The 11,930-nt window shown below is 67.7% G+C and carries 14 protein-coding genes and 5 pseudogenes; 10 read left to right on the forward strand and 9 right to left on the reverse strand.

Annotated elements, in window-relative coordinates; all coding sequences use genetic code 11:
* Position 1: 1 nt before the first annotated feature.
* Positions 2–181 (reverse strand): DUF6086 family protein, encoded by a 180-nt coding sequence (locus OG507_RS12200; RefSeq protein WP_327367211.1) that lies wholly within the window; start codon positions 179–181, stop codon positions 2–4.
* Between OG507_RS12200 and OG507_RS12205 the strand changes: the two genes are divergently transcribed.
* Complete coding sequence (locus OG507_RS12205) at positions 167–1,024, forward strand: RNA polymerase sigma-70 factor (protein WP_327367212.1); 858 nt, start codon at positions 167–169, stop codon at positions 1,022–1,024. The two genes, OG507_RS12200 and OG507_RS12205, sit on opposite strands and share 15 nt — an antisense overlap.
* Before the next feature lie 95 nt (positions 1,025–1,119).
* The gene (locus OG507_RS12210) at positions 1,120–1,554 is read left to right on the forward strand and encodes a VOC family protein (protein ID WP_327367213.1); all 435 of its coding nucleotides are present in this window, start codon (positions 1,120–1,122) and stop codon (positions 1,552–1,554) included.
* Positions 1,555–1,623: 69 nt separating this feature from the next.
* Here the strand turns inward: OG507_RS12210 and OG507_RS12215 are convergent.
* Together OG507_RS12215 and OG507_RS12220 are read right to left on the reverse strand one after the other, a co-directional pair.
* A pseudogene (locus OG507_RS12215) lies at positions 1,624–2,339 on the reverse strand (transposase).
* A gap of 581 nt (positions 2,340–2,920) precedes the next feature.
* Positions 2,921–3,416, reverse strand: a pseudogene (locus OG507_RS12220) (transposase); the annotation flags it as partial.
* Between OG507_RS12220 and OG507_RS40375 the strand changes: the two are divergent.
* Entirely contained in the window at positions 3,413–3,544 is a 132-nt protein-coding gene (locus OG507_RS40375) for a DUF7660 family protein (protein WP_442811098.1), read from the forward strand. The pseudogene OG507_RS12220 and the gene OG507_RS40375 overlap by 4 nt on opposite strands.
* 201 nt (positions 3,545–3,745) lie before the next feature.
* Here OG507_RS40375 and OG507_RS12225 read toward each other — a convergent pair whose 3' ends face one another.
* Positions 3,746–4,453: an ArsR/SmtB family transcription factor gene (locus tag OG507_RS12225; RefSeq protein WP_327367214.1), complete on the reverse strand. Its 708-nt coding sequence runs from the start codon at positions 4,451–4,453 to the stop codon at positions 3,746–3,748.
* A gap of 65 nt (positions 4,454–4,518) precedes the next feature.
* Here OG507_RS12225 and OG507_RS12230 point away from each other — a divergent pair, with 65 nt between their 5' ends.
* The 3 genes from OG507_RS12230 to OG507_RS12240 are packed head-to-tail and all read left to right on the forward strand — an operon-like array spanning position 4,519 to position 5,715.
* Positions 4,519–4,977: an OsmC family protein gene (locus OG507_RS12230; RefSeq protein ID WP_327367215.1), complete on the forward strand. Its 459-nt coding sequence runs from the start codon at positions 4,519–4,521 to the stop codon at positions 4,975–4,977.
* Positions 4,974–5,378 (forward strand): ACT domain-containing protein, encoded by a 405-nt coding sequence (locus OG507_RS12235; RefSeq protein ID WP_327367216.1) that lies wholly within the window; start codon positions 4,974–4,976, stop codon positions 5,376–5,378. The genes OG507_RS12230 and OG507_RS12235 overlap by 4 nt, the downstream gene beginning before the upstream one ends.
* Positions 5,379–5,409: 31 nt before the next feature.
* A complete protein-coding gene (locus tag OG507_RS12240) occupies positions 5,410–5,715 on the forward strand; it encodes a hypothetical protein (protein WP_327367217.1) in 306 nt (101 codons plus the stop codon).
* 351 nt (positions 5,716–6,066) lie between these two features.
* Here OG507_RS12240 and OG507_RS12245 read toward each other — a convergent pair.
* From OG507_RS12245 to OG507_RS12260, 4 genes and pseudogenes are all read right to left on the reverse strand, one after another.
* Positions 6,067–6,198: pseudogene (locus tag OG507_RS12245) on the reverse strand (IS5/IS1182 family transposase); the annotation flags it as partial.
* Between the two features lie 54 nt (positions 6,199–6,252).
* Positions 6,253–7,332, reverse strand: a complete 1,080-nt coding sequence (locus OG507_RS12250; protein ID WP_327367218.1) for a sensor histidine kinase — start codon at positions 7,330–7,332, stop codon at positions 6,253–6,255.
* Entirely contained in the window at positions 7,325–8,020 is a 696-nt protein-coding gene (locus tag OG507_RS12255) for a response regulator transcription factor (protein WP_327367219.1), read from the reverse strand. Before OG507_RS12255 ends, OG507_RS12250 begins: the two co-directional genes overlap by 8 nt.
* A gap of 68 nt (positions 8,021–8,088) precedes the next feature.
* Positions 8,089–8,799, reverse strand: coding sequence for a VanZ family protein (locus OG507_RS12260; protein WP_327367220.1), 711 nt, complete (start codon positions 8,797–8,799; stop codon positions 8,089–8,091).
* A gap of 328 nt (positions 8,800–9,127) precedes the next feature.
* Here OG507_RS12260 and OG507_RS12265 point away from each other — a divergent pair, with 328 nt between their 5' ends.
* Positions 9,128–9,343 carry a hypothetical protein gene (locus tag OG507_RS12265; protein ID WP_327367221.1) on the forward strand — a complete coding sequence of 72 codons (216 nt, stop codon included), beginning with the start codon at positions 9,128–9,130 and terminating at the stop codon, positions 9,341–9,343.
* On the opposite strand, the gene OG507_RS12270 is transcribed toward OG507_RS12265, so the two are convergent.
* On the reverse strand, positions 9,318–9,944 hold the full coding sequence (locus OG507_RS12270) for a nucleotidyltransferase family protein (RefSeq protein WP_327367222.1): 627 nt from the start codon (positions 9,942–9,944) through the stop codon (positions 9,318–9,320). The genes OG507_RS12265 and OG507_RS12270 overlap by 26 nt on opposite strands.
* A gap of 104 nt (positions 9,945–10,048) precedes the next feature.
* Here OG507_RS12270 and OG507_RS12275 point away from each other — a divergent pair.
* From OG507_RS12275 to OG507_RS12285, 3 genes and pseudogenes are all read left to right on the forward strand, one after another.
* A pseudogene (locus OG507_RS12275) lies at positions 10,049–10,126 on the forward strand (integrase); the annotation flags it as partial.
* Between the two features lie 622 nt (positions 10,127–10,748).
* Positions 10,749–11,168: a hypothetical protein gene (locus tag OG507_RS12280; protein ID WP_327367223.1), complete on the forward strand. Its 420-nt coding sequence runs from the start codon at positions 10,749–10,751 to the stop codon at positions 11,166–11,168.
* A gap of 385 nt (positions 11,169–11,553) precedes the next feature.
* Positions 11,554–11,841: pseudogene (locus OG507_RS12285) on the forward strand (transposase); the annotation flags it as partial.
* Positions 11,842–11,930 lie beyond the last annotated feature (89 nt).

Raw genomic sequence — 11,930 nt, forward strand, 5'->3', positions numbered from 1 at the left:
GCTATCCCATGGCGCGTACGAAGGCGGCCTTCTCCTCCCTGAGGGTCTCCTCATGCTCGGGCTTCAGCGTGACCGAAGCCCCCGCGCGCTCCAGAAGGACGAGCGAGGTGATCAGCAAGCCGCTGGGCAGCTCGCCGACGGCGGACGCGCGGACCCCGCCACCGAGGTGTTCGTCGCCCATCGCAACCTGCTGTTCACCGTCGCCTACGAGATGCTCGGCTCGGCCGCCGACGCGGAGGACGTCCTGCAGGAGACCTGGCTGCGGTGGGCGGGTGTCGATCTCGGCACGGTGCGGGAGCAGCGTGCGTACCTGGTCCGGATCACCACGCGCCAGGCGCTGAGCCGGCTGCGTACGCTCGGCCGCCGTAAGGAGTCCTACGTCGGCTCCTGGCTGCCCGAGCCGCTGCTCACGGCGCCCGACGTGGCCGAGGACGTCGAGCTGGCCGACAGCGTCTCGATGGCGATGCTGCTGGTGATGGAGACGCTGACGCCGACCGAGCGGGCGGTGTTCGTGCTGCGCGAGGTGTTCGACCTCGGGTACGACGAGATCGCCGAAGCCGTCGACAAGAGCCCGGCCGCGGTCCGCCAGATCGCGCACCGGGCACGGGCACACGTCGCGGCGCGCCGGCCGCGCGGGATCGTCTCCCCGACCGAGACCCGAGACGCGCTCGATGCGTTCCAACGGGCGGCCGAAACGGGCGATCTGCAGGGCCTGCTCGACATCCTCGCGCCGGATGTCGTCCTCCTGGGCGACGGCGGCGGAGTCAAGCAGGCCGTCCTGCGGCCCGTCGTGGGGGCCGACAAGGTGGCCCGCCTGATGGCCGCCGGGATGGGCAGGCTCACCGCAGCGTCGCTGCGCCCGGCGCAGGTCAATGCCTACCCGGCGCTGATTCTCCGGCTCGACGGCGCGATCGACACCGTCGTGGCGGTACGTATCGACGACGGCCTCATCACCGGGCTCTACGCCGTGCGCAATCCCGAGAAACTGTCGCGCATGGAGCGGGAGACCTCTCTGAGCCGATGAGCCCGGGACCCCGCGGAAAAGGGACCGAGTTCAGAAGATCCTCAAGGCTTCGGCTTCGGACGCGGCGGGCGGAGGCCCCCTGTTATGGTGCGCCGATGTCATCGATCAAGCAGTTCCAAGTCACCTTTGACTGCGCAGGACCTGAGCGCGTCGCTCGTTTCTGGTGCGAGGTGTTGGGGTACGTCATACCGCCGCCACCGGAGGGGTTCGCCACCTGGGACGACTTCAACCGCACCCTGCCTCCTGCGGAGCAGGATTCATGGTTCGCCTGCAGCGATCCCTCAGGCGTGGGCCCGCGCCTGTACTTCCAGCGCGTCCCCGAAGGCAAGGCCGTCAAGAATCGGGTGCATCTCGACGTCCGGGTCGGCACCGGGCTCGTGGGGGAGGAGCGCCTCGCCATACTCGAAGCCGAGTGCGCACGACTGGTCGCGCTCGGCGCCACCCACGTGCAAACGCTGTATGCCGATGAGGAAAACGAGTCGTGCATCCCAATGCTGGACATCGAGGGCAACGAATTCTGTATCGACTGAGCATTCTCCGAGCCGGGGAGGCGGGGAGCCGCCTCCCCTGGGCCTCTCTGGTCTCATATGGAGCGGGAGTTACCCCGTGAGCGCAAGGTTGTGCAGTCGGGCGATGCCGAGCATCGCGGTGGTGAATGCCGTCGCCTTTCAGACGGCAGTCACGAAGGATCTTCCATGCCTTCTTCCGCGCGAAGGCGTGCTCGACGCGGGCGCGGACGTTGCGGTGGGAGGTGTTGCGCTCCTCCTTCCATGCAGGCAGTTCGGTCCGGCCGCGTTCGTGACGGTGCGGGATGACCAGGCCGGTGCCCCGGTAGCCACCGTCCGCGATGACCGTGGTCCGGCCGACGGCGGCCTTCGCACCGGACAGTTCCCACGCCTTGCAGTCGTTACGGCTGCCGGGCAGCGGTCGGCCGACGGCGACGACGAGTCGGGGGTCGGCGTCGATGACGACCTGGCGGTTGGTTGAGTACCGGTGGTTCTTCGGCTGGTCCGCGATGGTGTGCTCCCGGTTCGGGACCAGGGTTCCGTCCACGATAAGCACGGCGCCTTTGGCGAACCGCTTGCGAGGCTGGAGCGCGAGCGACGGCCCGAGGCGGTCGATGACGCGATCCGCGGCCGAATTGAACGCCTTGGACAACAGGGCGAGCTGCTGCATCGTCAAGTTCGTGTGCCAGTACACCGCGACCAGCAACGCGCTGTCCTCCAGCGGAATGCTCCACGGCCGGCCCTGCGGACCGTATCCGCGCCTCCGCGCTGCAGAATCGTCACCAGCTTCCCAAGGCACACGGGCTCAACCCAGTGAACGGGGCTGTCCAGACTGCTCAATGCCGGTGTCAAGCCGCAGCGGGTGCTGTCCAGACGGGGTTACGCTGCTGGTTCAACGCTCACCGCGACGGCTCGTCTCCGGAGGTGAACCGCCAGGACCTCCATCTCGACGAGTGTGCCGATGAGACCGGTCCGGGCGAGTTCCGCAGCCTGCGCTCGTGCTTCGCCCAGGGATAGTTCCTGTGCACTGCGGAGGGCTTGCAGCACGGGAACGAGGTTCGGCACGTCTCCAGACAGGCGAAGCCGCGTTGGCCCGTGCGCTTGCAGCAGCGCTTGTCGAATGTTCTCGGGCGTAACGGGGCCGCTGTCTTGCTCGCACCATCCATTCAGGCAGTCCGCGCATCGTCCTTCGGTGCCCCAGCGGAGCATGCCGCGGTCGAAGAACTGACCGACATCGCAGATTGTCGTGCCTCCGCAGGCAGTGCACCGGCCTGCGACCTGTACTCCTTGCGTGATCACAGGGGTCTCCTCAGCGTCATGGGTCGATGCTGATGGGATCCTCCCTGAGAAGTCGGCTTTGGTCGATCAGGTTCGCGATCGGCGAGAAACCCTACTGGGCGATTGCCACCGGGGGCGTGAGTTCGTAATGCCGCTGGTCTCGGAGAAGTGCCCACAGTACGTTGACTCGTCGCCTGGCCAGCGCCAGGACTGCTTCGGTGTGCCTCTCGCCTTCGGCTCGTTTGCGGTCGTAGTACCGGCATGAATCCGAGCAGCAGGTGATGCTGTTCTTGGCTGCCAGGAACAAAGCCCGTTGCAGACGTCGGTGATATCGGGCGGTGACGACTGCCGCTGACCCTGCCTGAGTCCCGAGGCGCCGGTGCCAGGCCGGCGTAGGTCGCCAAGCGATCAGGGCTGCCGAAGAGATCCATGCCGCCACCGATGGCGGCCAGGTTCTCGGCTCCGAGCAGGTCGCCCATCCCGGGCATGCTGGCAATGATGGCGGCCTGCTTGTGGCGGCGGAAGGAAGCCTCGATCTGCCGGTCGATCTCGCCGATCTTCTCGTTGAGCACGATCACTTCACGGGCGAGCGCGGCGACCATCGCTGCAACCGGGGCTCGCCGCGTGGATGAACGACTCGGAGGGTTGGTATCGAAACTTCGATAAGGAGCCACCTGCTGCGGGTGACTGGACGTTCCTCGCCCGAGCTCTTCAAGCGGCGACGGTCTACGAATGATCGGCAAACCATGACCATCTGCGAAAGCCATTGTGCAGCACGGTTGCTGAGCCTCCTCATGAACGCGCGCTGAGGGTCGCCACGGCGTGCCCCACCGGCTCACCGGCAACCGAGCCCTCCGCGTCGCGGGTGCGTGCGGCCGCGTCCCCACCGGGCGGATTCGGTGCCACTGGGCATGGGCGAGCGTGCGGTGGAGCCCGCTCACCGTTCCGGTCTGGCCTTGTCGGCCAGGTCGATTCCCCAGATTCCGCAAATGAGATCGTGGCCGCTCTCGGTGACGTTCAGGCCCCGCCCCGAGCGGTGCCGCACCACCCACCCGGCCTTGAGGAACCGTCTGCCGACTACAGCACCCAGGGCACCGGCAAGGTGCGCTCGTCGTTCGGTCCAGTCCAGGCACGCCCGAGTGGTGGCGCGGCGGGCCCGGATCGCGCCGTCGACATCCACACCGATGCCACGCAGCCCGTCAGCGCCGGCGTCGGTGAGGGTGAGCGACTCGCGGTCCGCCAGCCATCCCTGGTGTGTCCAGGCATCCGTCAGCGCGATGCCGAGCCGCCCGGCGATGTGGTCGTAGCAGAACCGCGCCGCGGCCAGGTTCTGCATCTGACGGCTTCGTCGATACCCCGAGACGGGCGCCGGGTCGGCCAGGACGCCGAGCGCTTCCAGAGCGGTGGCGACCTGCGGGCCGGCGAGCGAGTAGTAGCGGCACCGCCCGCGCGCCTCGCACGTCACCAGACCCGCATCGACGAGCACCGCCAAGTGCTCCGACGCGGTCGAGGCGCTCACCCCGGCCCCCTGGGCCAGTTCACCGGCCGGCCGTCCGGTGCCGTCCATGAGCAGGTTCAGGAACACCGAGCGCGCGGGGGCGGCAAGCGCCTTGCCCGCTCTCGTGAAGTCCCGGTCCCTGCTCATGAAGGTGACGATACGACGACGACGCTTCGGCCGGTGCCGAAGCGTCCCGGACCTACGGTTCGAGCATGAACACGCACGCCTACCACACCCGTCTGCACTGGGACGGCTCCACCGCCGTCGGGATCCGCGCCTACTCGCGCGACCACACCGCCGTCACCACGCCGGCCACCACGCAGGTCGACCTGAGCGCGGACCCGGCCTTCCGCGGCAACCCCGACCGACTCAACCCCGAACAACTCATCGTCATGGCCGCCTCGTCCTGCCAGATGCTGTCCTTCCTCGGCGCCGCAGCCCGCGCCGGGGTGGACGTGCTTGCCTACGACGACGAGGCGACGAGCCACCTCGACCAAACCGCCAAACCCGCCCGCCTGGCCACGATCCACCTGCACGTGACCGTCAAGGTCCCCGCCGGGACCGACGAGACCCAGATCCAAGAGATCGCCGTGCGGGCCCACCACGAGTGCTACGTCGCCAACAGCCTGTCAGTCCCGGTCAAGGTCTCCACCACCGTGGTGGCCTCGTGACCGCCCACCTGCAAGACCTTGAGGTCCACTTGCCGAACCGGCCCGGCGCGCTGGCCGACCTCGGCCAGGCGCTCGGCAGCAACGGGGTGAGCCTGGAAGGCGGTGGTGTGTTCACCCACGACGGGCATGCCGTCGCGCACTACCTCGTCGACGACGGCCCCGCCGCCCTGACCGCTGTCAACGCCGTGGGACTCGGCCCCGCCGTCGTGCGCGACGTCACCATGACCCGGCTGAACCAGGAGACACCCGGACAGCTCGGCGCGCTTGCCCGCATGCTCGGCGACGCCGGTGTCAACGTCCTGATCCAGTACAGCGATCACGCCGGCAACCTCGTCCTGCTCGTGTCGGACGAGCACACCGCCATGTGCCGCGACGTCATCGAACGATGGGAGCAGGGCTGATGCAGAGCTTGGGAGACACGCCCTATTCGGTGTGGTTGCTGCGCATCTCTGCTGTACGGCTGCCCCGGAGGCGAGCCGAAACGGGGAGCCAGACCCGCCGCGGGAGATCGCATCGAGCCTGCACCGCTTCCAGACCCGCCGCGGCAGGCGGGCGTACTCCGGCTGGTACCGGTCGGCGGCGCACCGGCTGACCGAGTCCGGCCTCGCGCCCACAGTGGAGTCCCTGCTGCTCCCCGCCTTCCCGCGCGCGGCGTACTACCCCGACTTCCTGCCCCCCGGAGTCGCAGGAGGGCCTGGCTGCCACGCCTCGCCGAGCCGGAGCAGCGCAGGACGCTGACCGACGCCCTGCGGGCGTACCACTGGACAGCCATAAGGCCGTACGGGCCCGCGCCTTCCTCGGCGCCGGCGCCGAGGGCCTGCTGTCCAGCCTCGCGCCGCGTATGAACTGGCGGCCCCCGGTGCTGGAGGTGGAGCACCACATCTTGGGCGGTGACCTGCATCTGAACGGCCGCGGCCTTGTGCTCCTCCCGTCCTACTTCATCTGGCACAGCACGGTGGCCCTGGCGGACCCGGGCCCTCCCCCGGTCCTGGTTCACCCCCTGCTCCACAAAGCCCCGTCCGACCCGGCGCACGGCGCCTCCCGCAGACGCCGGCGGCGGCACTCGCTCTCGTACAGCTGGATTCGTATCTACGAGTTGCTGAGAGAACCTGCCTTCATGCCCGCACCACCGAGCGTGGCCTGGTCGACGCCGTTGTCCTTGGGCCGGCAGTCCCGCAGGATCTTCCAGTGCTTCAGTCGGGACAGGGCGGGCTCGACGCGATGCCCGACTGCCAACCGTGCACCGATCCGGTGGGCCCCGCTCGGGGACGATGACTACGGCGTGCCGGGAAGCCGGACCGTGACGAGGAGACCGCCGACGGGGCGGGGGACGAGGTCGAGGGTCCCGTCGTGGGCGCGGACGATGCTGTGCACGATGGCCAGGCCGAGGCCGACGCCGGCGTGCTCGTCGGTGCGTACGCGTTCCGTTCCGCGCTGGAAGGGTTCGATGAGGGTCGGTACCAGTTCCGGTGGGAGCCGACGGCCCGTGTTCTCGACCCGCAGCACGCTCGTGTCGCCGTGCGCCTCGGTGTGGACCGTCACGGTGCCGCCGGCGGGGAGGTTGTGGACGATGGCGTTCTGGACGAGGTTCGTCACCATCCGCAGCAGGAGCTCCGCGGAGCCGCTGGTCCGGGCCGCCCCGCCGGTGACGTCGAGCGTGATCCGGCGCTGTTCGGCGAGCGGAAGCAGCGTTTCGGCGGCTTCTTCGGCGATGAGGGAGAGGTCGACGCTCTCGCGGGTGAAGTTCCCGCGGTCGCCGCGGCTGAGCAGCAGGAGGGCCTCGGTGAGGTCGATCGCCCGTGTATTGACAGCGTGCAGGCGTTCGATGAGTTCACCCCGGTCCCGCGTGGGGTCCTTGCGGGCGACGTCGAGGAGCGTCCGCGAGATGGCTAGCGGGGTGCGCAGCTCGTGGGAGGCGTTCGCGGCGAACCGCTGCTGCTCGGCGACGTGGGACTCGAGTTGTTCGAGCATCGAGTCGAATGCGTCGGAGAGTTCACGGAATTCGTCCTGGCGGCCCTTCATGCGGATCCGGTGGGACAGCGATCCGTTCCCGGCCATCCGTGCCGCATCCCGGATCTGTGTGAGTGGCGCGAGCATCCGGCCGGCGAGGATCCATCCCCCGACGAGGCCGAACACGAGCAGGAAGGCCATCGCCACGGCCGCGGCGGGGGCGAAGGTGTGCACAAGGAGGTAGCGGTTGGGCGAGATCCCGAGAAGGCCCTTGGGGTTGTCGGGTACGTAGCGCAGCAGGAACACCCACACCACGGCCAGCAGGAGAGTGCCGGCGACGGCGAGGAATCCGGCATAGCTGAGGGTGAGTTTCAGTCGGGCGCTGGGCCCTGGGCCTCTACGCATGCGTACTGCCGGGGGCGATGGTGTCCACACCGGTATCGATCCGGTAGCCGACGCCGGGCACCGTGGCGATGATCCATGGTGCGCCGAGCCGTTTGCGCAGTGCGGAGACGGTGATGCGTACGGCGTTGGTGAGGGGGTCGACGTTCTCGTCCCAGGCCCGTTCCAGCAGCTCTTCGGCGCTGACGACCCCGCCCTCGGCGGCGACGAGGACTTCCAGCACGGCGAACTGTTTGCGGGTGAGTGCGACGTAGCGTCCGTCGCGGAAGACCTCCCGGCGGAAGGGATCGAGCCGCAGGCCCGCGATCTCGCGGACCGGGGGCCGGGCATACGCGCGTCTGCGGTCGAGCGCCCTCAGCCGCAGGACGAGCTCCCGCAGCTCGAACGGTTTGGTGAGGTAGTCGTCGGCTCCGAGCCCGAACCCGGAAGCCTTGTCGTCGATCCGGTCGGCAGCGGTGAGCATAAGGATCGGGATGCCGCTGCCGGAGGCGACGATGCGGCGGGCGACCTCGTCGCCGGAGGGGCCGGGGATGTCGCGGTCGAGGACCGCGAGGTCGTAGGAGTTGACGCTGAGCAGTTCCAGGGCGGAGTCGCCGTCGCCGGCGATGTCGGCGGCGATCGCCTCCAGCCGCAGACCGTCACGGACGGCTTCGGCCAGGTAGGGCTCGTCCTCCACGATCAGTACGCGCATGTCCGAAGCCTAAGCAGCACAACATATCGCCGACGTATTCAAAGACGTATGCACACCGGACACGCGACTCAGCCTGCCGATGCCGGTGCCGGCGCGGGGCGAGGCCGATCCGACGGCGCATGTGCCGTAGTGCGCCACCAGCGGCGCGACGCCAGCGCGGCCAGCACGGCGCCGGCGGCGTTGACCAGTACGTCGTCCACGGAGGACACCCGGTCCAGCCGCAGGACGTACTGTGCGGTTTCAACCAGGACCGAGCAGCCCGCCCCGAGCGCGAGGATCCGCGGTACGGACGCCAGCGCCGCGAACCGCATCGGCGCGAAGAACCCCAGCGCCGCAAAGACCAGCAGGTTGCCGACGATTCCGAGCGGCCCCATCGTGACCAGGTCCCGCAGCGGTACCAGGCTCACCCGGGCGGGGACGATGCCGGCCCCGGCGCCCGGCATCATGGTCATCCATAGGAACGGCACCGTCCCGTGGACCATGCCCACCTCGGCCAGCGACATCCGCCACGCCGATGCGACGCCGACAGCACTCCGACGGCGCGCCGGCGCCCACACCACCAGCGCGGCCAACGGCAGCGCGACCAACGTCATGAGCACCACACCGTTGAACGTGTCGAAGCAGCCGTGCCACCGCCCGGCCATGCACTTCGGAGCGGCCATCATGAGCGGCCCACGCACGACGAACGCGGCGCTTGCCACACCGAGGATCGCCAGGCCGAGGAGCACGACCCTGCGCGTGCGGCGGGGCGGTGCCGACAGGGATGCGTTGTGGTTCATGCCCCCATTGGAGACGGAGGGCCGTTGCGGTGGTGTATGCGATTTTCGATACGCCCGCGATACACGGAGTCCCCGGCATCAAGGAACTGGCGCAAGCCTGAGGTGAGATGGTCTCGCCACCGGTGATCGCACCGGCCCAGCTACTGCGGGCGCTGGACGACTCGTCCGTGCACATCGCGCTGCCGAGCATCCAGGACGAGCTCGCCGTCACGCCCGCACGAAGGCTGTCACATATGGGGCGAGAGCTATCCCGTGAGTACGAGGTCCCCGCCGTCCGCTGGAACGGCCCCGCTCAGCCGCTCGACGACAAGCATCGCTGGAACACCGCATGCCGGCTCCTGCACAACAACACCCTCAAGCCCGAAGACCACCTCGCCAGGCCCGCAGCGCCGCGCTCTTCCAGCTCGCCACCGAGATCCCCGCCGCGATCCTCGCCCGCGCCCTGAGTATCCACACCAACGTCGCTGTCGCCTGGCAACGGCTCTCCGCGGGCGACCGGACCACCTACGCCTTCGAGATCAGCCGACGGGCGAGGCCGACATGACGCTCCCGGAAGGCCACTCCAAAACCGCCAGCTCGGGCCACTGCTGACGCCACCGCGCCGCCTTGGTCTCATAGACCGACCGGGGTGCGAGCACCGGGTTCGGACGAACGACGAGGTTGAACACGTCCGAGAGCCCGTACGGCGCATACACGCGCCACCGGCCGTCGGTCTCCAGACGCACTCCCAGGCAGCACGTCGTCGCGGCGAAGCTGTCGATCGCCGCCTCGGTGGATTCATACGGCGGACACACCACTTTGAACTTGTCCTCGTACCAGAGGTGAACCCGCGCCTCGTTCCGGATCTCAACCTCCGCAGGCAGATCGCCGAAGACCTCCCGCCCGGTCCTGATCACGGCATCCTCCGCTTCCCAGGACAGATCGTCGGCGTCGAAGTAGAAGACGTCGTAGTCCTTGATACCGCTGGTCGGCGGCCTGTCCGTGACCACGTTCCACACGGTCTGAAACAGGCATCCCGCCGTCACATACCACCCAGGCAGATCCAACGCCGCAGTCCGCGCCAGCACCTCCATCAGCACGTCGTTACGCGCCAGCACCGCGCGCAGGGACTCAAGTTGCTCGTCGAGAGGAAGTCGGCTGATCACCGGCCCTGCCTACCACAGCCGCCCCCGGGCCGGAACAGAACCGCCTCGGGCGCCCCCTCAGCCCGGAGGCATTCGGACAGTTCCAATACCCGACGTCACCACTACACGTCGTCCAGGACACCCAGCGCGAAGCCGTGAGCCATCTGGACCGCATGCTGAAGCGGCGTCCCGGCCGTGAGTAACCGCACCTGCTGATCGGTTGGGGGCCTTTGTACTGGTGGGCGCGGACGGTTTCGAACCGCCGACATCTGCTTTGCAAGAGCTGATGTATCAGTGCCTCTCCCGACACCTTGAGGTCTTGTGAACCGGGCCCAAGCGGCTCTACGCCACCCGTCCCGTACATCCGGTAAGGCCGGTACCGACCCCATCGTCCCGGGCCGAAGGGCGGCCCCGACCCGGCTGGTTCTGCCGGCTCCGCAGGGAAGGACGGTACGCACACGGCCACGGCGGAGCGGATGGGCAGACGTACCCCGCCAGGTACAGCCCCCAGCCGCCACGATTCACCAACTGTCCCGGACCATGCGCAGAGTCCGGTCGTCCACGACCTCCCTGCTGACCGTTGACCGTTGACCGCCGACGCTCATGAGCGTCGCCCCTTGCCTGGCTTCGGCCGACGCAGGGGGCGCTTTCGTATTCCTTTCGAAAACCCGTATCAAGAATCTCCAATGCAAGAGTGAACACTCTCATCAAGTGCACACGCATAACCCTTTCTGCATCACAAGGAACTCAAAATCCCTGAAATTATTCCCCCGATTCACACCTTCCTCGAAGAGTTCAGGAAGGTTGACAAAAAAGGGGACACCCTTGCTCAAGAACAAGAAGGTTCGCACGGCTGTGTGGTCGAGCGCCGCCGTGAGTCTCGTCGCAGGCGTTACGTGGGCGGGCACCGCCTCAGCTGCCGCGCCGACCCCCGCCAAGGTGACGGCTCCGTATGCGCAGGCCGCTGCGGTGATCAACGCGGACGGCAGCATCAACAGGGCCAAGGGGATCGCGAACGTCACGAAGCCGGCCACTGGACGCTACTGCGTCGAACTGGAGGACAAGGACCTGGATCTCACCAGGCTCACCCCGGTGGCCACCCTTCAGTACGTTTCCTTCGAGTACGGAATTCGTATCTCGTTCTGGCCGCACCCCGAGTGCGGAGGGCGGAAGGACACCATTCACGTAATCACGGGAATGCCGAACAAGTGGGAAGACCTGGCGTTCTCGCTCGTCGTTCCGTAACGGATAGATGAACTGATAGGACGGTTTAGCCCCATACGGTATGGGGGTCTTTCCGATGGACCGTCGGCCCCCTCCGTTTCATCAGCCGTGTGCGACGGGGCAGCATCGAAATTGGTCACTGCATCCCCTTCCGTACCGTGCGGGAGGGGGCGCTTTCGTATTGCACGTGGCCCGGTCGATACAGGCGCGCTCAGCAACTTCCTGCTGAGTGAGGCTGAATGTGGATTCCTCGTGGGCTCCGAGAGCGAGGAGACCCACCAGCCGTGATCAGCTGGATAGTCGGAAACAGACTCTCCCCTGCTATGCGCCCTCGGTGGACGCGGACCGCTTCGAACTGAACCGTTCCGGGTTCGGTAGGGACTCGATCATTTGAGAGGATCGAGTCATGGCACGTTCTTCCCAGTACCCGCTTGAGCTGCGCCGTCGTGCGGTGCGGATGGTCGCCGAGGTGCGGCCGGAGTACGACACCGAGTGGGCCGCGATGAAAGCGGTCGCCCAGAAACTGGGTATCGGCACAACCGAGACGCTGCGCAAGTGGGTCCGCCAGGACCAGATCGACGCCGGCGCCCGTCCAGGCACCACGACGGAGGATTCCGCGCAGATCAAAGCGATGAAAAAGGAGATCGCCGAGCTGAAGCGGGCGAACGAGATCCTGAAGGCTGCGGCGTCTTTCTTCGCTTCAATGCCATCGTTGGAGACGTCGACCCGGTGACGGTGCGACAGTGACAGATGCCGATGGGGCTGGCTCTTTTCTTTGCTGCC

It is taken from the genome of Streptomyces sp. NBC_01217 (assembly GCF_035994185.1).
In the GTDB taxonomy this organism is placed as follows: domain Bacteria; phylum Actinomycetota; class Actinomycetes; order Streptomycetales; family Streptomycetaceae; genus Streptomyces.